This is a genomic window from Kurthia huakuii LAM0618, from assembly GCF_000505545.1.
GTDB lineage: Bacteria > Bacillota > Bacilli > Bacillales_A > Planococcaceae > Kurthia > Kurthia huakuii.
In genome coordinates, this window is sequence record NZ_AYTB01000012.1 from 1 (window position 1) to 17,048 (window position 17,048).

Annotated in this window: 21 protein-coding genes and 1 riboswitch; of the genes, 9 read left to right on the top strand and 12 right to left on the bottom strand. The window is 40.3% G+C overall.

What is annotated here, in order from left to right; all coding sequences use genetic code 11:
* Window positions 1–45 precede the first annotated feature (45 nt).
* From V514_RS0108910 to V514_RS0108925, 4 genes are all read right to left on the bottom strand, one after another.
* Window positions 46–489, bottom strand: a complete 444-nt coding sequence (locus tag V514_RS0108910; protein ID WP_029499609.1) for a hypothetical protein — start codon at window positions 487–489, stop codon at window positions 46–48.
* Complete coding sequence (locus tag V514_RS0108915; RefSeq protein ID WP_029499610.1) at window positions 489–1,223, bottom strand: alpha/beta fold hydrolase; 735 nt, start codon at window positions 1,221–1,223, stop codon at window positions 489–491. The genes V514_RS0108910 and V514_RS0108915 overlap by 1 nt, the downstream gene beginning before the upstream one ends.
* 115 nt (window positions 1,224–1,338) lie before the next feature.
* Complete coding sequence (locus tag V514_RS0108920; RefSeq protein WP_029499611.1) at window positions 1,339–2,202, bottom strand: permease prefix domain 1-containing protein; 864 nt, start codon at window positions 2,200–2,202, stop codon at window positions 1,339–1,341.
* Window positions 2,192–2,518, bottom strand: coding sequence for a PadR family transcriptional regulator (locus V514_RS0108925; protein ID WP_029499612.1), 327 nt, complete (start codon window positions 2,516–2,518; stop codon window positions 2,192–2,194). The genes V514_RS0108920 and V514_RS0108925 overlap by 11 nt, the downstream gene beginning before the upstream one ends.
* A 208-nt stretch (window positions 2,519–2,726) precedes the next feature.
* On the opposite strand from V514_RS0108925, the gene V514_RS0108930 reads away from it, so the two are divergent.
* Window positions 2,727–3,158 carry an FAD-binding protein gene (locus V514_RS0108930; protein WP_268744212.1) on the top strand — a complete coding sequence of 144 codons (432 nt, stop codon included), beginning with the start codon at window positions 2,727–2,729 and terminating at the stop codon, window positions 3,156–3,158.
* A 47-nt stretch (window positions 3,159–3,205) separates the two neighbouring features.
* Here the strand turns inward: V514_RS0108930 and V514_RS0108935 are convergent, their stop codons facing one another.
* The 5 genes from V514_RS0108935 to V514_RS0108955 form a co-directional block, all read right to left on the bottom strand.
* Window positions 3,206–4,225, bottom strand: coding sequence for a ThiF family adenylyltransferase (locus tag V514_RS0108935; protein WP_235073216.1), 1,020 nt, complete (start codon window positions 4,223–4,225; stop codon window positions 3,206–3,208).
* Window positions 4,222–4,983 carry a thiazole synthase gene (locus tag V514_RS0108940; RefSeq protein WP_029499615.1) on the bottom strand — a complete coding sequence of 254 codons (762 nt, stop codon included), beginning with the start codon at window positions 4,981–4,983 and terminating at the stop codon, window positions 4,222–4,224. The genes V514_RS0108935 and V514_RS0108940 overlap by 4 nt, the downstream gene beginning before the upstream one ends.
* Window position 4,984: 1 nt before the next feature.
* On the bottom strand, window positions 4,985–5,188 hold the full coding sequence (gene thiS / locus V514_RS0108945) for a sulfur carrier protein ThiS (protein WP_029499616.1): 204 nt from the start codon (window positions 5,186–5,188) through the stop codon (window positions 4,985–4,987).
* Complete coding sequence (gene thiO / locus V514_RS18935; protein WP_029499617.1) at window positions 5,185–6,768, bottom strand: glycine oxidase ThiO; 1,584 nt, start codon at window positions 6,766–6,768, stop codon at window positions 5,185–5,187. Before thiO ends, thiS begins: the two co-directional genes overlap by 4 nt.
* 88 nt (window positions 6,769–6,856) lie before the next feature.
* A riboswitch (TPP riboswitch) is annotated at window positions 6,857–6,964 on the bottom strand.
* Between the two features lie 94 nt (window positions 6,965–7,058).
* Window positions 7,059–8,576 (bottom strand): flotillin family protein, encoded by a 1,518-nt coding sequence (locus V514_RS0108955; RefSeq protein ID WP_029499618.1) that lies wholly within the window; start codon window positions 8,574–8,576, stop codon window positions 7,059–7,061.
* 191 nt (window positions 8,577–8,767) lie between these two features.
* Between V514_RS0108955 and V514_RS0108960 the strand changes: the two genes are divergently transcribed.
* The 6 genes from V514_RS0108960 (at window position 8,768) to V514_RS0108980 (ending at window position 14,230) form a co-directional block, all read left to right on the top strand.
* Window positions 8,768–10,186, top strand: a complete 1,419-nt coding sequence (locus V514_RS0108960; protein WP_235073240.1) for a C69 family dipeptidase — start codon at window positions 8,768–8,770, stop codon at window positions 10,184–10,186.
* Between the two features lie 161 nt (window positions 10,187–10,347).
* Complete coding sequence (locus V514_RS18940) at window positions 10,348–11,046, top strand: HD-GYP domain-containing protein (RefSeq protein WP_029499620.1); 699 nt, start codon at window positions 10,348–10,350, stop codon at window positions 11,044–11,046.
* A gap of 283 nt (window positions 11,047–11,329) precedes the next feature.
* Window positions 11,330–11,959 (top strand): LysM peptidoglycan-binding domain-containing protein, encoded by a 630-nt coding sequence (locus V514_RS19695; RefSeq protein WP_051392448.1) that lies wholly within the window; start codon window positions 11,330–11,332, stop codon window positions 11,957–11,959.
* A 107-nt stretch (window positions 11,960–12,066) separates the two neighbouring features.
* Window positions 12,067–12,327: an NlpC/P60 family protein gene (locus V514_RS20625; protein WP_235073247.1), complete on the top strand. Its 261-nt coding sequence runs from the start codon at window positions 12,067–12,069 to the stop codon at window positions 12,325–12,327.
* Window positions 12,328–12,530: 203 nt separating this feature from the next.
* A complete protein-coding gene (locus tag V514_RS0108975) occupies window positions 12,531–13,568 on the top strand; it encodes an ABC transporter permease (RefSeq protein ID WP_029499621.1) in 1,038 nt (345 codons plus the stop codon).
* The gene (locus V514_RS0108980; RefSeq protein WP_029499622.1) at window positions 13,568–14,230 is read left to right on the top strand and encodes an ABC transporter ATP-binding protein; all 663 of its coding nucleotides are present in this window, start codon (window positions 13,568–13,570) and stop codon (window positions 14,228–14,230) included. The genes V514_RS0108975 and V514_RS0108980 overlap by 1 nt, the downstream gene beginning before the upstream one ends.
* A 39-nt stretch (window positions 14,231–14,269) precedes the next feature.
* Here the strand turns inward: V514_RS0108980 and V514_RS0108985 are convergent, their stop codons facing one another.
* The gene (locus V514_RS0108985) at window positions 14,270–14,647 is read right to left on the bottom strand and encodes a nucleotide excision repair endonuclease (RefSeq protein WP_029499623.1); all 378 of its coding nucleotides are present in this window, start codon (window positions 14,645–14,647) and stop codon (window positions 14,270–14,272) included.
* Between the two features lie 282 nt (window positions 14,648–14,929).
* Between V514_RS0108985 and V514_RS0108990 the strand changes: the two genes are divergently transcribed.
* Together V514_RS0108990 and V514_RS0108995 are read left to right on the top strand one after the other, a co-directional pair.
* Window positions 14,930–15,244 carry a DUF3784 domain-containing protein gene (locus V514_RS0108990; RefSeq protein ID WP_029499624.1) on the top strand — a complete coding sequence of 105 codons (315 nt, stop codon included), beginning with the start codon at window positions 14,930–14,932 and terminating at the stop codon, window positions 15,242–15,244.
* 58 nt (window positions 15,245–15,302) lie between these two features.
* A complete protein-coding gene (locus V514_RS0108995; RefSeq protein WP_029499625.1) occupies window positions 15,303–15,677 on the top strand; it encodes an SET domain-containing protein in 375 nt (124 codons plus the stop codon).
* A gap of 45 nt (window positions 15,678–15,722) precedes the next feature.
* On the opposite strand, the gene V514_RS0109000 is transcribed toward V514_RS0108995, so the two are convergent.
* Window positions 15,723–16,112, bottom strand: a complete 390-nt coding sequence (locus V514_RS0109000) for a hypothetical protein (RefSeq protein ID WP_029499626.1) — start codon at window positions 16,110–16,112, stop codon at window positions 15,723–15,725.
* Between the two features lie 139 nt (window positions 16,113–16,251).
* Entirely contained in the window at window positions 16,252–16,962 is a 711-nt protein-coding gene (locus V514_RS0109005; protein WP_035944606.1) for an MIP family channel protein, read from the bottom strand.
* Between the last annotated feature and the right edge of the window lie 86 nt (window positions 16,963–17,048).

Sequence of the window (17,048 nt, forward strand, 5' to 3'; positions counted from 1 at the left end):
TTTTCAAAATCGCCTCACATTTTTTCTTTTGTCCCAGCCTCTTTTTCATTCAACTTGTATCGCAAATACGTAATTTACGTCGCCTCTATCCCAGTTAGCAGATAAATTATACACATATATTCCAGACTCTTTAGGCGCCTGAAAAGTGTTGTTGTTTAATGCAACATTTTTTTCTTCGTTATCCTCATTCATCCACAATGACAATGCTGTAGAATCTTTTAGCGGCGTACGATTAAAGCTGTATTGCAATGTAGCGCCTGGTTTGACAATAGTTGGCGCGATTTTCTCGGCGCGTATTATTTCTGGCGGCGAAATCTTATCGACACATGCACTAGATGTTAAACTGCTCCAGCAATACGTGCCTTCTGTTACTTCTACAGGTGTTTGCGCTGCTTTGATCGTCACTGAAGGTTTCTCGAAAGAATATTTCATATAAGCGATGCCGGCAATCATAGCTACGACAACAATTAAAATCGCTAATTTTTTCATTATACGCGCCTTTCTTCATTAAGAATGTTCGCTACGTCTTGCGGATTATCTACAAGTAAATCGTGTCCCGCTTCGATTCGAATCACTGTTGTTTGCGGAAGCCGACTTATAAACCGTTGACGTGCCTTTTCACGTATGTCTTCGATTTCAAGCGGCTCTGTAGCAGTCAATAATGTTACCGGAACTGAAACAGTAGGTATTGAAAAATGGTACTGTATTTGCGTCAATGCAACAGCGGTTTCTGTCTTAATTTTCAGCGCGATTTCCCCACTATTCGTTGGCGAAAAGCGCTGCATGGTCGCTTCTTCAATGAATGGATTCCAACGTGTAGCTTGCTTTTTTTCCGCTTCTAACATCGCTTCAAATGATGGAAACGTCATTTGTGCTACAAATTGGCGTGCCCCTGCCATTTCCTCAGCCAATGTGACGCCTAAGTCACGTGATTGTAAATAGCCACCATCTAACAACATGACCTGCACTACATTATCTGGAAAGGCTTGTGCGTAAGCAAGTACTAGTGTACCGCCAAACGAATGCCCAATAAGGGTGACTGGTTTTGTTATTTTTGCATGTAGCCATTCAATGAGAGTTGCTAATGTAGTATTTTCTAATGGTGGTTCGTCCCCATGACCAGGTAAATCGATTGCAGAAAAATGAACTGCCTCTAGTAATGATTGCAGCTCTTGAAAATAATGGCGCGTACTCCCTAAGCCATGTAGACAAATATAATTCATTGCCCCTACCTTCTTCCATTGTTTGTTAATTATCATAGCATGAAAATCAGCATCCTTGACACCCTCTCTTGCATACCACTCTACATAAAGAGGGGTTTCTCCTTTTTATTATTTTTTAGCTATAAAACCGAATAACGACAGCGCATAGTAGTGCTAATTGAATAACCCAACTAACTGGAATCATATAGCGGTGTAGCTTAGAAGCCATAATAACAGCAAACCAGCAGCACAACATAGTTGTTGGAATGACTAACATTTGGAGAGACTCTAATGTATAGGTTAAATTAGTCGAATCGATGCCAAAAAACCATACGCCTGCAACGAACAATAAAAAGTAACTAATTATTACGATGCCACTTATCGCATTTATCATAATGGTAAATGTCCGTTTTTTAAATGATAATGCTTCATATTGTTGAATAATTGGTTGATATAAGGCACCTAAGCAAATATTATAAATAATGGCTCCTAAGTAAAGGATACTACATCCACGTAACATGAATAATACAATGCCCTGTGCCTGATCTAGATACAGTATCCCTATTGCCCACAGTACTATGTGCATACTACAAAATAGTAAAAAGAGCCCGCGATAGTGCGCGATGTAAAATTGTTTGCGTATGAATGCGATGCTAATAAGTGCACTAACGCATAGTAGGATGCTCCAAATAAGTGGCGGTTTAACCGCAACGACCGTTCCTACAAGTACTGCATATACTACTGCAGCGAACGCTAAATACCATAATGCCCATCGTCGTTGTGGAAATAATGCTGTTGATAATGACTTCCCTACCGCTTCGATTTCACCAAAATCTCTAAATGTCCGCTCAAGTGCCGCTTCTTCACTTAATCCTTGCTGCTTGTAGTGTTGCTTTTTTTCTTCTAAATACGTTGTCATTTCAGTTGTTAAATCATAGTGCTGGCGCTTTGAAATTTCTACACGCTGTAAAATTTGCTGTACATACGACTCAATCGTCATGTTTATCCTCCCCTATCGCTGACTCAATCAGCTGATTTAACAAACGCCAATCTGCCAGTTTTTGTTCAACATAAAACATACCTTTTTTTGTTAATTGATAATATTTACGGCGTTGTGTAGACTCCCAATGAGATACAATGAGCTGCTTTTTCTCTAGTCGTTTTAATAATGAATAGAGTGACCCTTCGCTAATTTCTAATTGTTCATTACTATCGCGTAAAATATCCTGAATAATACCGCCACCATAATTCTGTTGCTGAAGAATACGTGAAAGCACTAACAAATCCAAACTGCCACGCAATTGTTCTTTATCCACTAGTCGCTCCCCCTGCCTAATACAACGAGGTAATTTTTATCATCATACAATTTTTGTAAATTAATAGCAACACGGATGAGTAGCAACTGTTCACTCATTTTGCAAGCGCTAAGCATGGCTTATTTTAGATAAAAAAGCGAAAAAACGTTATATTTTTGCCGGACTATTCCCTGGTCAAGATTTCCCAAAAGATTATTATGATAACGATATTGTACTTGCGGCGCCGACGATTACCGAATTAGCTCAGAAAATGGAACTTCCACCGGAGCAGTTACAGCAAACCATTGACCGCTTTAACGGTTTTGCACGCAACGGCATCGATGAGGATTTCCATCGCGGAGAATCGGCACATGACCGTTATTACGGCGACCCTACGCTTAAAAATCCAAACTTAGATGTCATTGCAGAAGCGCCATTTTATGCGATGCGTGTCTACCCAGGTGATATTGGCACAAAGGGTGGTGTCGTCATTGATACAAAGGCACGTATTTTAAGAACAGGTGGCGCGCCAATTGCCGGTGTCTATGCTGCCGGGAATTGCTCTGCCTCTGTAATGGGCGAATCGTATCCTGGTCCTGGCGCTACATTAGGTCCTGGTATGACATTTGGCTACATTGCCGCAAAACATTGCGCGCAATAATACGAAAAAGGATTCTAACGCCAATAGGCAAAGAATCCTTTTTGTCGTTACATCGTAAAATAACGATAATATAGTTTTTTCGCTTGTGTTGGGTCGGTCATACCATGTATCAATAAGCGTCCTTCTTTAAAAACAACGACTTTATGACCTTCTACATCAAATGATGCTAAATATGGATTTCGTTTTAATAATACAAGGCGCTGCTGTAAATGCGTGATCCAAGCGTCAAAGTCGAGTGTCCGTTGCTTTGGCCGAATTTGCACAGTTTGTCTACCGCACAGGACTGCAAAATCTGTTTGTTGTGTGCGCTGCATAAAAGGATAGGTTCTAGCGTCTCCACACGTTGAGCACGACAAGTTGCGACAGTCTTGAAGTGACAGCTCTGCAATGTGAAAATCCCATATATTAACAGCAATGACATTGCGATGCAATTTGTCGGTATGGCCCGTCAAAAATTTCAATGCTTCGGCTACTTGTAGATTCGCTGTAATCTGTGCAGCAGGAGCTAAAATTCCTACCGTATCACACGTTGGACCGTCTAGCGGAATTTGATCAACAAGGCAATGTAAACAAGGTGTTTTTTCAGGTTCTATAAAATAACAAATGCTTTGGGCGCCTACACAAGCACCGTAAATCCACGGTATTTTGTAATAATGCGCACAGTCATTTAACAGTAACCGCGTTTCAAAATTGTCCGTTGCATCAATGATTAAATCCACATGCTCCGCTGCAAGCGATTGAAAAAATCCTTGATCTGCATCTTGGACATGCGCGTCGATTATTACTTCTGGATTTACGCTTGCTAAATGTTTTTTTGCGGCTAATGCCTTCGGATACGCTTCCTCTGCATCTGCAACTGTATACAAAGATTGGCGATGCAAATTCGACAGCTCAACATAATCGCGGTCAACGAGCGTGAGTCGTCCAATGCCCGCGCGCACGAGTAAATCTGCCGCCGTTGCACCAATGGCCCCAACACCAATCACCGCTACATGTTTTGCGGCCAGCTCCTTTTGTGCCGCTTCCCCCCAAAAGAGTTGCTGACGAGAATAGCGCTCGCTCATCATAAAAGCTCCGCTACAGGACTTGAAGGCATCGCGTAATGACGCTTGTCAATACGACCCGCTTCATAGCTTGCGCGCCCTGCTTCTACGGCAAGTTTCATCGCTGTAGCCATCAGTACGGGATTACGCGCCCCCGATACAGCTGTATTTAATAACACACCATTTGCACCAAGCTCCATTGCCTCTGCTGCATCTTTTGCGGAGCCAAGCCCTGCATCCACAATGACTGGTACTGTCGCTTGCTCGATAATATGGCGTAAATTGTACGGATTAATAATTCCTTGCCCCGATCCAATTGGCGAAGCACCTGGCATCACCGCATGGCATCCTAGTTCTTGCAGCTTGCGCGCTAATACCACATCATCAGAAGTGTATGGTAATACTGTAAATCCTTCTGCGAGTAACATTTCTGTCGCTCGTAACGTTTCTACCGGGTCAGGCAGTAGCGTTTTCGCGCAGCCGATAATTTCAACTTTTACCATATCGCAAAGTCCTGATGCTTGTGCAAGTTTCGCAATGCGCACCGCTTCTTCCGCATTTTTCGCCCCGGCGGTATTTGGTAATAACGTATAATCCTGCACATTAATTTGTTCTAAAAAATTAGGTTGCTGTGGCTCAAATATATTCATGCGTTGTACCGCAAACGTTAACACATTTGTCCCCGATGCCTCAACCGCTTCTTTTTGCACTGTAAAGTTTTCAAATTTTCCCGTCCCTAAAAATAAATGGGATTCAAATGTATGTTGTCCGATTTTTAGCATATTAGCCGCCCCCTACAAATTGTACGATTTCAATCGTATCTTGCTGATGAAGTTGTTGTGTTGCATAAGTCTTTTTTGATAAAATATGGCCATTTTGCTCTACAATTGCTAATGTTTCTTTTAATTTTAAATGCGCTAATAATTGAGCTATCGTGTTACAGCTTAAAGGAATGTCCATGTTATGCCCGTTTACGGTAATGGTCATGTGCTCACCTCCTTCATCAAACGACTTGGTGAAAACGCCTCAACTTGCGTCAATATAGCGCGATCTCCTAGTATAAGCCGTGCCATTTTCTCGCTAAGACAATGACTTAATAAAATGCCATTGCGGTAATGCCCTTGATGTACATAAACATTTGGAATCGTCGGATGAAGCCCCATAAGCGGCAAGCCATCTCGCGTTTGTGGGCGTAAGCCCGTCCACGTCTCGACTATCGCGGCTGTTGCGAGTGCTGGGACGATGCGCAGAGCTTGGTCGAGTAGCCATTGCACGCCTTTTGCTGTTACATGGCGCGAAAAATCATTTGCAATCGACGTTGCGCCAATTAAAAAGCGGTGATTGGCTTTCGGCACGATATAGCAGCCATTTGCATGAAAAATCGTTTTCTCCAACTGAACATCTGGTGCATGAAGCATGACACATTCTCCCTTGACCGGTGATACACAATCAGCATCACCCCACGCCCCTGTTGTCACGACGACTTTATCGGCAAATAATGTTTGGTGTATTGTGCGAACTCCGCCATCAAAAACATCGACAACTTGCTCGTGCTCAAACACTTGCACATCATAACGGAGCATCGCTTGTTTATACGCTTCGGTAAGTTGTCGTGCGTTGACTTGTCCGTCACGTTGAAAATACAAGCCACATGCAGCATGAACATACGCATCGCATTGCGAGACATCGTCAAACCACGCTACTTCGTGCTGTTGCCAGTAAGCATATTGTGTCGTAAGTGCTTGTTGCTCGAGCGCTGTATCAGCTACTTTAATAAGCCCGGCATTTTGCCATTCAATATCGATTCCTGTCAACGCAAGCAGTTCACGCTGCAATGCGGGGTAGGCTTCGCGCGCTTCAAGTGCAAACGGTTGAAGCGGATTTTCCTCGGCCCATTCGTTTTGTGCGCCTAACATGCCGCCCGCTGCATTCGACGCGCCGCTACCGATTGTTTGTTGCTCGATAACGGCAACACGTTGACCAGCTTCTGCTAAGCGCCATGCCGTAGCACAGCCCATCACACCGCCGCCGACAACAAGAACATCAAAGCGTGAGAAAATGGATGAAATCATCGCCATGCCATGCGCCCCTACAGCACGTATTTGTTGTTCAACGCCTATATGCATACCACCAATTGCAATGACTGGAATCGATACCGCCTGACAAACGCGCTGTAATGTTGTGAGTCCTTTCGGCGTTTGTTGTTGCTTCGAGGCGCTTGGAAATACATGCCCGAAAAAGAGATAATCGGCCTGTTGTGAAGCGGCGATAATAGCAGCCTCCTGACTATGTACAGACTGTCCGGCGAGTTTATTTGGAAACTGCTGTTTAAATACTTGAAGACAATCTGTTTCGCGAAAGTGTACACCCGCAACATCGTATGTAGTAACAAGTGAAATATCGCGATGAGCGATAAGCTGTTCTTTTGGGATGCCTGCTGCAAGCAATGCTTCGATAATGTGTTGGGGTTCTTTATGCCGAACATAAATGTAATCGTATATAGCTTCTGCAAGCCCTTCTAAAATGTGCGCGATTGTTGCATGATACGGCGTTACCGCAAAATTCATGATGTTCTCCCCTTTCCGAGAAAAACAAAAATCCCACTTCTAAAAGAAAGTGGGATACGAAAAAGTGCATGCACAAAAAATCTTATGTATGATTACCGTACCACTTTCCTACGCCAGTACAAACTGGATCAGGTTCAAGGAATTCCAACGTCAACGTTGGTCTCAGCCCTTCGCAAAGGCACTTCCAGTGGATTTTTATTTGACTCGCACTTAATATAAAACAACTTTTTTGAAAAGTCAAATTTTTATTTGATGAAAAAAACCGCGTAGGTTACGCGATTTTTTTTCGTTTAACGATTCGTATCATCGTCAATATTAACTTCAAAATTTTCCAATTGTTCTGCTGACATCGTTTCAACATTGATTGGATAATCATTCTCTAGCGCTTGTTCCGGTTCAGGCTTTGTCGCTAAATAATTTCGACCATAAGAGGCATTCGTTTCTAGTAAATCTTTAACATCAATACCGGTCGTTTCTTTCAATGATTTTTGCACCATCGCCATGACGCCAACAGTATTCCCAGCAACGCTTTGAACACCACCACCTTCAGCGCCAAAATCCATTACTTGCACGTTATCAATCGAGGCAAGAGGTTCTGCGACCGCACGCGCAAATTCTGGTAAAGCTTTAATTAACATTTCGGCAATCGCGGCTTCACCATACTCTTTCATCGCTTCCGCTTTCATTTTAATGGCTTCCGCTTCAGCAATCCCTCTATCGCGAATCGCATCAATTTCAATTTGGTTTTTACGTGCAATGGCATCGTTCTCTACTTGAAGTTGCATTTCTTTTGAACGCGCATCCGCTTCAGCTGTACGCTCAGCAATCCGCGCTTTCGCATCGTTTGAAATGACTTCTTGTTCGGCCGTAATTTGCGCGTCAATAACCGCTTGCTGTTTGGCTAATTCCTTTAGCTCTAACTGTGATTTTTCACGTTCGCGCTTCGCCTGTGTTTCCTTTTCAATTAAGTCTAGCTCTAGCTCAGCTTGCTTTTTCTCATACGCCTGTTTCGCAATCGCACGTTGTTCATTTAGTTCGCGCTCGCGGCGTGTTTTTTCTAATTCTAAATCATTCGCTGCTTTCGTTTGTTCAAGCTGTAAATCCGTACGTTGGCGTGTAATTTCAATATCGGATTCACTTTTTGCTTTTTCTGTTAATTGCGCATTCGTCGCCTTATTTTCTTCAATTTGACGTTCGGCATCTGAACGTGCATTTTGCGCTTGTTTCGACGACTCAGCCAATTTCGTAATCCCTAAATTTTTCAAATAACCGAGTTCAGAATCATATTCATCGGCATCTAATACGCGGTCTAACGAGAAATTGACGACGTTAAAACCCATCGCTTTTAAATCCGATTCTGATTTTTCTTGGACGACTTGAATAAAGTTTTCGCGCGCATTATTCACTTCTAATGCTTCTTGTTCTGCAACGGTTGTCCGCAGCTTGCCTTCTAAAATAACGCGTAATTCTTTTGAAATTTCTTCTTCCGCTTTGCCCATAAATTGCTCGGCAAATTTAATAACGGATTCAAGCTCATCGGCCACTTTAATCGTCGATGTGGCATGGACTGTAATCGGTACTTCGTCTTTCGTTAAAATCCCTTCTGCTTTTAATGGAATTTGGAATGAGTTCAATGAAATCGAATCAGCAGATTGGAATGGTGTCACGAGTACTGTTCCGCCACGTACGACGCGCAGTCGGCGACCATCTTTAATATAAACGCCCGCCTCGCCCTCCTTTCCGACATTTTTACCGGAAATAATCAATGCTTCGTTCGGAGCTACTTTTTTGTAACCGAATTTAAACATGTATGTTCCTCCTTTTTTGATGGGTATAATTCCCACTTACTATAAGTTTATGGGAATTACCACGTCGTTTCAATGGACAATTGACAGGAAGATTCAGAATCACTAAGTTGAGGTGTGCAAATGTAGTTGATTTTTCTTATGTTTCTTAAATATATGCTATAATTTGGGATGAAAAATAGAAAAGTTAGGTGATGAATACGATGCAACAACGAAAAGAAGGCTCATGTACAACGATTTTAGTCGGCAAAAATGCATCAATTGATGGTTCAACCATGATTGCTCGTAACGAAGATAGCGGGAGCGCATCATCCAATCCACAACGTTTTGTTGTCATCAATCCACAGCAACAACCACGACATTACAAATCGATGCAAAGTACATTTGAAATCGATTTACCGGAAAATCCAATGCGTTACACGTCAACACCCGATGCAGCAGAAGGGTTTGGTATTTGGGGAGAGTCGGGTATCAATAGCGCCAACGTAGCCATGACGGCAACAGAAACGATTACAACAAACGCACGCGTACTCGGTGCAGACCCATTTGTTGAAAGTGGTATTGGTGAAGAGGATATGCTAACGCTTGTATTGCCATATATCTCCACCGCGCAAGAAGGTGTTGAGCGTTTAGGGCATATTTTAGAAAAATATGGGACGTATGAATCCAATGGCATCGCCTTCTCAGATGCTGACAATGTATGGTATATGGAAACGATTGGCGGACATCACTGGGCAGCCGTGCGCATTCCAGATGATGCGTATGTCGTAGCACCAAACCGCTTTAATATCGATGATTTCGATTTCGAGTCACCCGATACATTACATTCAGCAGGTTTACGTGATTTTATTGCGGCGCATCATTTAAACCCCGATTTTGAAGGCTATAATTTACGTCATATTTTTGGCAGCGCATCGATTAAAGATACGCGCTATAACAACCCCCGTGCATGGTATGTACAACAATTTTTCAACCCGGAAATCGAGCAGCAACCAATGGAGCACAACTTGCCATTCATTTGCCGCGCTAACCGTAAAATTTCTGTTGAGGATGTCAAATGGGCGCTGAGCTCTCATTTTGAGAATACAGAATTTGATCCGTATGGCGAAGGTGGCGAGGATACCAAATTTATGTTCCGTACAATTGGCATCAATCGCAATCAAGAATGCCATATTTTACAAATCCGTCCAAATGTCGCCGCTGAAATCGCTGGGATTCATTGGCTAGCATTTGGTCCAAATACATTCAATGCAGCCGTACCTTTTTATGCCAATGTCACCGATACCCCCGCTTGCTATCGCGACACAACCGCAACATTTGATATTACAAAAATACATTGGTTAAGTCATACGATTGCATTGCTAGGCGATCACAATTTTGATTTATACAGCGATTTCCATCGTGCCTATGAACAAAAAACCGTTGCAAGTTGCCGAAATATGCAGCTACATGCTGATAAAGAAGCCTTACAACAAAGTGATATTCAAGCGTATTTAGGTCAAGTTAATGAAGAAATGGCGGCGCTTTGCTTTACAAATACAAATCAATTGCTTGGTGACATGATGGCTACTGGCACAAAACATATGGCGTTAAACTTTTCATTAAATGATTAAATTTCTAGAAGCAAAAATCTTAGTAATAGGATTTTTGCTTTTTATTTTTTCGCGAAATATATGTGGAAATAGTGTATAATTATTTAAAAATGCGTCGAAAATAGTCGAAATGAGTATAAATATACTTTTTTAAGAATATTCATTTGCAAAGGGGAATTTTAATGGGGACCGTAAAATGCGTCGAACAAGTTGATGTGCTTACGTTATTAACATCATTAACACAAAAAATAGATTTACCTGATAGTGCAACAACACAGTATATTCAGCCGATTTTACAGCAAGCATTTGTAACCATTCAACAAAATTCCGCTTGTGTGGCAGTATTATCAGAACTCTTAGAGCATGAAGAAGCATTGTTGCATCATTCATTTCACGTCACCGTCTATGCGCTTGCAATTGCTTCAAAAACAACGATGTCTGCATGTGAATTGCAGCAACTTGCTCTAGCAGCATTGTTACATGACGTCGGGAAAACATCTGTACGCGCTGAAGTATTAAATAAACCTGGAAAATTAACAGAAGATGAATTTGAGGAAATTAAAGCGCATGCTGTATGGGGACTGCGTTATTTGCAAGCCTATACAGCATTCTCTCGTTGCATTCAAGATGTTGTCGTACAACACCATGAACGCTTAGACGGTAGCGGGTATCCTTATCATTTAACAGCCGAGATGATTCATCCGTGGGCTAAAATTGTTGCGGTAAGTGATGTTTTTGATGCGCTGACGGCTGAACGTTGCTATAAAAAAGCCATGTCGCATCAAGAAGCATTGTTTGTTTTAAAACAAGAAGCGGCTAGCAAATTAGATGCACATTATGTTACACTCCTCGCGGCATGTATTGACCCCATACATAATTAATTATTAAAATCCAGAAAGAAGGGACACGCTTAAAGCGCTGGCTCTTTTTTTGTTAACAAACTATTACAATCACATTGAAATTATATCAAAAACCGTAAATATACATGAATATGTTACAGTAATATAGTTTCAAATGTTTCAAATAACGTATAAATTATATGTTTACGTCATAAAAATAATAGTATTGTATTATTCTATGAAAATTTATCTTTTGTTCGTTATTAAACTGTCATATTTATTTTTTACAATAAAGGTTACACTATTAAGATTGGGAATCATCTATATGAATAATTCTACAAAAACAGCAGCCACTGTATTTTTCGGTACGGCAATGGCTTTTACCGCAACAACCGATGCTTCTGCAGCAACATATACGGTTAAAGCAGGTGACTCCTTAAGTAAAATTGGCGCAAAATACGGTGTATCCTATAAGAAAATTATGCAGCAAAATGGCCTTTCCTCGACAACCGTTCATATTGGGCAAGTATTAAAAATTAAGAAGTCTACTTCATCACAGGCAAGCAATTCCTCAACGAACACATCACTTAAAAGTACATATACGGTGAAACGTGGTGATTCCTTAAGTGCTATAGCAAGTCGCTATGGTACGACACATCAAAAATTAATGCGCGTCAACAACTTATCTTCTACTACAATTTTTGTTGGGCAAAAATTAACGATTTCTAGTAAGCCATCCAATCATCAAGCTTCTACTGACAACAAGCCTTCTCATTCAACAACATCAACGTATACTGTTCGAAGTGGTGACTCTTTAAGTAGCATTGCCGCAACGTATGGTCTAACTTACCAAAAATTGATGGGCTTAAATGACTTATCTTCTACTACAATCTTTGTTGGGCAAAAATTAATCGTTTCAGGAAAGGCTCTTCTACAAACAGCAAACCATCCATAATACCTGTTTCTAATTCACGGGACATTGTAACCATTGCGAAAAAGCAGTTAGGTGTTCCTTATGTATTTGGTGGTGCTAATCCAAGCGGTTTTGATTGTTCGGGTTTTATTCACTACGTTTACAATCAATCAGGAAAAAATATCGGCCGCACAAATGCAGCTGGCTACTATAGTATGGCTACAAAAATTTCGACACCACGCATTGGTGACTTAGTATTTTTTAGCGGAACATATAAACGCGGTATTTCGCATGTTGGTTTTTATATTGGCAATGGCCAAATGATTTCAGCTGCCAGCTCTGGTGTGAAAATCGATACGATTCATAGCGGATACTGGAGTAAATATTTTACGGGCTACGGTTCATTATAAATAAGAAATGAGGGAGGTTGGGACATACGTGTAACAACACCCTCTCAGATGAGCATAAGAAAAACCGGAATCGTGCTGTGGCATGGTTCCGGTTTTTTGTATGGAATGGTTTGTCCCAGCTTCTTTTTTTAATAGTCGTTCATAATCCATTCATAAACGCGTTTTATACTTGTGTTAACAACTTAACGAAAGGATGAACGAATATGTTTTCATTATCAATTAAAGAAATGACATTTTTCAAATTACGTTACCTACTAATCGGGTTTATTTTATTCTTTGTCGCTGCACTTGTGTTCATTATTAGTGGCTTAGCAAATGGTTTAGCAAATGATAATGCTTCGTCAATGAAGCAAATGGAGGTAAATAGTTTCTACCTCGCAAAAGACAGTGAAAGTCGCCTAGATCGTTCACAGTTTACGATTGAACAAGCAGACAAAGCAAAAGATGCTACCGCATTTGGCGTTCAAATGCAAACTGCTGAAAAAGGAAAAGATGGTAAAAAAATCGATAGTACGTTTATGACATTCGAAAATCAAAAACTTGTACCTGAGGTTGTCGAAGGTAAGGCTCCATCAAAAACAAATGAGGTTATCGTTGATAAAACGATGCAAGAAGATGGCGTTAAATTAGGCTCCACTTTATATTTACCAACTGTTGATAAAAACGTGAAAGTTGTCGGTTTTACAGAACACTTCACATATAGCCACACACCAGTTGTTGTGATGAAAACAGCAATGTGGGAAAAAATGGGCTTCGGTTACAATGCACTTGTGTCAACAGATGGCACACCAAAACAAACAATTAAAGGGGATTGGTCAACAAAAGATGATGTCGTTGCACAAATTCCTGGTTACAGCGCTGAACAAAGCTCACTGAATATGATGCTTAGCTTCTTAATCGTTATCGCCGTATTTGTATTAGGTGCTTTCTTCTACATTATGACGATTCAAAAAGTACAACAATTTGGGATTTTAAAAGCGATTGGCGCAAAAAGTCGTTCATTAATTAGTTCAACGATGTTACAAGTATTTGTCTTATCGGTGACAAGTATCGCGCTTGCTGCATTATTTGCTTATTTATTACCTGCATTAATGCCTGCCGGAATGCCATTCGTCTTTGATCCAGCAGTCGTCTTAACATATAGTGCGGCCCTGTTAGCTGTATCATTATTTGGCGCACTCGTATCAACAATTAGCATTGTGAAAGCTGATCCAATTCAAGCAATGGGGAGAGTAGAATAATGACATTACAACTTCAAAATATTACACAACAATTCAAAGATGGCGACGATACATTAACGGTCGTTCAAGATTTAAATTTCGAAGTAAATAAAGGGGAATTAGTAGCCATTATCGGGCCATCAGGCTGTGGTAAAAGTACGGTGCTATCAATTGCTGGCGCTCTTCAAACACCAACGAGTGGCGATGTATTAATCAATGGTGAAAATATTACGCATTACGGAAAAAATGACTTAGCGGATGTGCGCTTAAAAAATATCGGCTACATTTTCCAAGCATCTAATTTAGTCCCTTTTTTAACGGTGAAAGATCAATTAAAAGTAGTAGCGGATTTAAATGGCACGTGGGATGAAGCGCGTGCTGATGAATTATTAGAATCTGTCGGTATGAACGACCGTAAAAAACAACATATTCAACATTTATCTGGTGGTGAAAAGCAACGTGTGGCGATTGCTAGGGCGTTTATGAACGACCCAGACCTTATTTTAGCCGATGAACCAACTGCAGCATTAGACTCTAATCGCAGTGATGAAATTGTTGCGTTGATTGCGCATGAAGTTCATGAGCGCAATAAAGCAGCGGTTATCGTCACACATGATGAAAGCATTCTTCACTACTGTGATATCATTTATGAAATGAATGACGGAAAATTAGTAAGACATTAAAAAAAAGAGCAAGCGCGATTAGGCGGTTGCTCTTTTTATTTATTCTCCGAAAAATACTTTCTCTACATTGTATTTGGCTTCAAATGCATTGATAGCGTATGTTTCGTAAATTTCACGTTCCATTGGGTCTTCAATTTCGTATACTTCGATTTTGAATACTTCATCGCGGTGATTTTTCATTGGTGATACGTTATCTTCAAAGTGTTTTTTCACACGTTGACGAATTTTACGTGCTTTACCAACGAATAATACTTCGTTTGCTTCATTATAAAATAAGAAGATGCCGCCTTTTTCACGCGTGATTTTGTGTAAATCAATAAAACCGTGGAAAGGCGTAATCGGTGTGTCTCCTTCTTTCAGTTGTTGTTCGCGTTGCTGAATGACAACGGTTGGCTTCGGCATTTCAATATTAATCAAGTTAAGTTCAGTCCTTTTTAAATGTCTTGAAAGCCTATTATAGCACGCTTTCTTAAAAAGATATAGCGAGACATTTTTATAACGTTCCCACTTTGGTTCCCACTTTGGCGAAGAAGTTCTAGAACTGTGTAGATAATTTAGTAACAAAACCAAAAACACCTTTTTCTAAAGCGCATCGTGTGCAGTATTTTAGATAAGGGTTTTTTGGTGTGCCGACTGTCCACATTTTCACCGTGCAACAACTGCCTAAATACTGTAAACTCTTTAGAGAGGGGTGACGAAATGATTTTATTGTTAGTAATCATTATTTTATTTATAATTACGAGCGGCTTCCTTTTTAACGGTAAAGGAGCTTTTCTAATCGCTGGGTATAATACGATGTCTGCCGACGAAAAGTCGCACTATAATGAGCGCGCGCTATGTCGTGCAACCGGTATGATGATGTTAGGCCTCGCAATCAGTATGGCATTGTATATCCCTGGCATAGTCACAAATCAAGGTGGCTGGTTTATCGCTGGTACAGTCATGATGATTGCTTGCATTGTCATTAGCCTAATTTACATGAACAGCAGTAAAAAAATCAACCGTTCCGCTTAAATTCATGTTACAGTTAGTAATGGAACATTATTACGCAATTAGGAGAAACAACACAACTATGATTGAAATTAAAAATTCAGAAGTGAGTGGTCGCGGCGTCTTCGCAACTGTTGACATCCCTGCTGGCACACTTTTCCATCAAGCACCGGTTTTAGCTTATCCAAATGAAGAGCACCAATATATCGAAAAAACAGTATTTGCAGACTATGCATTTGAATATGGTATTGGTCGTTCAGCTATTTTATTAGGCTACGGTATGCTATTCAACCATTCATATGAACCAAACGCAACGTACGATATTAACTTCGACAACGAAACATTCGACTTCTCTGCTTATAAAGATATTAAAGCTGGCGAAGAAGTATTCATCAACTACAATGGCGATATCGATGATATGGACCCATTATGGTTTAACGAAGAAGAAGAAAAATAAAAAAAAGAGAAATTGCGACGAGTACGCGATTTCTCTTTTTTTAATTTATTGATAACGTTCACTTAAAAAAACAAGCGAATGATCGAGTGTATCAAGTATTTCATTCATCAATAATGTAATATCATTGAATCGTACATATTCGCCCCACTTTGCTACTGCTTCATGGGTTTCATTCACTAAATGTATAAATTGTGTTATGCGCATATCAATTGCCACTGCCAACATTTTTTTAGTAGGCTCATCATGCAATGTACAGTGCATTAAGTATAGGTCATAATTGAATGAAAACACTTCACGACATCGCCAAATCATCTGTTTATATTGCTCTAAGATGCAAAAACTTTCATATTCCATTAACCGTTTAAAATGTTCTCCAGCTTGCTGTGTTGCGTGAAATAATTGTTCAAATGCTAAATCAAATACTTCAAAATTCATTTACCCACCTCACTTTATGTTTATTATACAAAGTGAACTGTATATAAATCTTTTAAATTTTTATGTTTTTCACAACTTTTATTGTAAATTTATGTAAAATATAAGGATTTCTCAGAATGATTCTAAGAAATCCTTATTTTTAATCAATGTCTTTATTTGTGAGCGATTCGTGCCCATGTTCTGAATGGAACAACATTTTGCCAAGAAGAGCTGCTACAACCCCACCTGCAATTGGCGCGATAATAAACACCCATATTTGAGCTAACGCCTCTCCCCCAACAAAAATAGCTGGCCCTAAACTACGCGCTGGGTTGACAGATGTACCTGTCAACGGAATACCTAGTAAATGAATGAGCACTAACGTAAAACCGATGACCAAACCGGCTAAGTTCGCATTGCCATTGCGCCCTGTTACAACGATGATGACAAGGACAAAGACGAACGTTAAAATAAATTCAGCCAATAATGCCCCACCAGCACCTAAATCACCAAAACTATTTTGTCCCATATTGATGGTAGGTAAATCAGACATTTTTAAGAATGTGAATAAGATCAAGGAACCTAAAATACCACCAATGAGTTGACCAACAACATAATAAACAAGTTCTGTTGCTGTAATACGCTTATTGACGAACATCGCAATTGATACTGCTGGGTTGACGTGACAGCCAGAAATGGTCCCTATACAATACGCCATCGCAACGATTGACAAACCAAAAGCCATAGCAATCCCTAAAGTGCCAATACCTTCAACGCCACCGCCTAAAACAGCTGTCCCTGTACCGAATAGTACAAGAACGAACGTACCAATTGCTTCTGCAACTAATTTGTGCACAACAAACACATCCATATTAAATTTAAATAATGTAATACAATACCCAATATTTTCCTCAAAAAAACTATTTTGAGGAAAATTCATCGAGGCTTATTCAGTCA

Bases quoted from the DNA above. Each gene is read 5' to 3' on its own strand.
- V514_RS0108910 (WP_029499609.1), bottom strand. From the start codon at position 489: ATGAAAAAATTAGCGATTTTAATTGTTGTCGTAGCTATGATTGCCGGC.
- V514_RS19695 (WP_051392448.1), top strand. From the start codon at position 11,330: ATGAATAATTCTACAAAAACAGCAGCCACTGTATTTTTCGGTACGGCA.
- V514_RS0108960 (WP_235073240.1), top strand. From the start codon at position 8,768: ATGAATACGATGCAACAACGAAAAGAAGGCTCATGTACAACGATTTTA.
- V514_RS18940 (WP_029499620.1), top strand. From the start codon at position 10,348: ATGGGGACCGTAAAATGCGTCGAACAAGTTGATGTGCTTACGTTATTA.
- V514_RS0109000 (WP_029499626.1), bottom strand. From the start codon at position 16,112: ATGAATTTTGAAGTATTTGATTTAGCATTTGAACAATTATTTCACGCA.
- V514_RS0108915 (WP_029499610.1), bottom strand. From the start codon at position 1,223: ATGAATTATATTTGTCTACATGGCTTAGGGAGTACGCGCCATTATTTT.
- V514_RS0108940 (WP_029499615.1), bottom strand. From the start codon at position 4,983: ATGCTAAAAATCGGACAACATACATTTGAATCCCATTTATTTTTAGGG.
- V514_RS0108935 (WP_235073216.1), bottom strand. From the start codon at position 4,225: ATGATGAGCGAGCGCTATTCTCGTCAGCAACTCTTTTGGGGGGAAGCG.
- V514_RS0108990 (WP_029499624.1), top strand. From the start codon at position 14,930: ATGATTTTATTGTTAGTAATCATTATTTTATTTATAATTACGAGCGGC.
- V514_RS0108995 (WP_029499625.1), top strand. From the start codon at position 15,303: ATGATTGAAATTAAAAATTCAGAAGTGAGTGGTCGCGGCGTCTTCGCA.
- V514_RS0108920 (WP_029499611.1), bottom strand. From the start codon at position 2,202: ATGACGATTGAGTCGTATGTACAGCAAATTTTACAGCGTGTAGAAATT.
- thiS (WP_029499616.1), bottom strand. From the start codon at position 5,188: ATGACCATTACCGTAAACGGGCATAACATGGACATTCCTTTAAGCTGT.
- V514_RS0108975 (WP_029499621.1), top strand. From the start codon at position 12,531: ATGTTTTCATTATCAATTAAAGAAATGACATTTTTCAAATTACGTTAC.
- V514_RS0109005 (WP_035944606.1), bottom strand. From the start codon at position 16,962: ATGGATGTGTTTGTTGTGCACAAATTAGTTGCAGAAGCAATTGGTACG.
- V514_RS0108955 (WP_029499618.1), bottom strand. From the start codon at position 8,576: ATGTTTAAATTCGGTTACAAAAAAGTAGCTCCGAACGAAGCATTGATT.
- thiO (WP_029499617.1), bottom strand. From the start codon at position 6,768: ATGAATTTTGCGGTAACGCCGTATCATGCAACAATCGCGCACATTTTA.
- V514_RS0108980 (WP_029499622.1), top strand. From the start codon at position 13,568: ATGACATTACAACTTCAAAATATTACACAACAATTCAAAGATGGCGAC.